The 1625-nt window shown below is 62.4% G+C and carries 2 protein-coding genes; one reads left to right on the forward strand and one right to left on the reverse strand.

What is annotated here, in order from left to right; translation table 11 throughout:
• Positions 1-567 precede the first annotated feature (567 nt).
• Positions 568-897: a hypothetical protein gene (locus tag AC1DEY_RS23235; RefSeq protein ID WP_476870056.1), complete on the forward strand. Its 330-nt coding sequence runs from the start codon at positions 568-570 to the stop codon at positions 895-897.
• A 169-nt stretch (positions 898-1066) separates the two neighbouring features.
• On the opposite strand, the gene AC1DEY_RS23240 is transcribed toward AC1DEY_RS23235, so the two are convergent.
• Positions 1067-1625: HNH endonuclease (locus AC1DEY_RS23240; protein ID WP_476870057.1), on the reverse strand; the 559-nt coding region annotated here is incomplete at its 5' end.

Raw genomic sequence — 1625 nt, forward strand, 5'->3', positions numbered from 1 at the left:
GGGTGAGCCAGTAGCTGGCGGCCAGGCCAGCCTGCCCAGCCCCGATGATAATTGTGTCGACGCTTTGCGGAGCCGCATGTCGGGCGGCCGTCGGGGTCTCCATGGTTCTTCTCCGTAGCCAAGATGCAGGGCTGGATTTGTTGGCAGGATATGCCCGCAGCGTCGCCGCGTACAGGTGCCCGGGGACCCGGCATTGCGCTCTTAGCCTTGCCGAACTTTCGAACACCGGAGTACGCTCTGAGCCCTCGGCCGTTTGTTCGGCCGGCACATCACACGCAGCCACTCCGGGGGCGGCAGTCAGGGCATGACCCGTACGAATTGCGGCGTGCGGTCTCCTCTGATGCTTGGGGGCGCGCCATCAATGAAGAAGCCCAGCTTCTCACTCGATGGAGAAAAATCATGAGTAAAAGAATGCGACGACTCGCGCCCGCAGCAATGCTTGCGGCCCTGATGCTGGCGGGAGCACAACCGGCTTCCGCTGCCGATTTTCCTACCTCAGACCCCCTCCCTGGATGCCCGGGGTTCGACATCACGATAAGTGGAACTAACGGCAACCAGGCGGTGAAGGTGACCCGGGAGAAGAACGGTTTCATCCGCACTGTTGCAGGCGGAAACGGTTTCATCCTGACCTTTACAAACGTGACAACAGGCAAGGCCATCACCGTGCCCACCAACGGGTCCGTGACGCACACACTGGCGCCCAAGCCCCCCGCCACCGGAACGACGACGTYCACCCTGACGGGTCAAAACGTGTTTATCTTCTTCCCGACAGATACGGGCGGTGCCCGCACGGTCCTCTACACGGGCAAGGCCGTCATCACGAACGACGCGAATGGAAAGTCCACATTCCAAAGCGCCTCAGGGAAGCAACGGAATCTGTGCGAGGCCCTGGCCTAGGCTTTTCAACAGCCCTGTATGCCTGACGTCGAGGGTGGCGCCGCGGCATAAGGTGTTCTACTCCGACGTGGTCGCCTCCCTTGAGCGATTAGGGGTTACAGGCTGCCGCCACCGTGGTGGCAGCCTGCAACTCCGACACAATCAGATGCTCGACTTCTGGCTTACAAACTCAGGCAATCGGCTGCCGTTCGCCGACGGCAACCGCATCCTCGAGCTGTACGTAGGTCCGCCGTCGTCGTTCCAGCCTTTGCTGTTGGGCGGGCGAGGGGATCCGCGCACCCTTGGCGCGGTTGCACCTGCTGCAGGCGGCCACGAAATTCCGCAGGCTCGTGGACCCGCCCTTTGACCACGGGTAGAAGTGATCACCATGCTCTGCAGGACGGGAACAACGACGGCGGAAGCCCGCCTCCATCTCGCACTGTCCCTCAGCCCGGGCCATCCCTTCGCGGCGCTGTTGCCGTGTGAACCGGCGCACGGGATCCCGGCGCCGAACATCCCTAGATTGGATAACAGCGGCGGTGACGATCAGGACTACAACGAGCACGCCCGGGAACGCGACCGTGGCCAGCACGCGGTCAATTACCTGGCGAAGAATGCCGCTGACGGTGGTCAGGTGCCCGGCCCCAGGATTCGAGGCATTCGGCATGAGCGCGAAGACAGCTGCTGCGAAGATCCAGACCATCAAGGCGCCCATAGCCAACCGGAGTAATTGGCGCGTCCAGTAGATG

The sequence above is a fragment of the Arthrobacter sp. 05T47 genome, assembly GCF_056395825.1.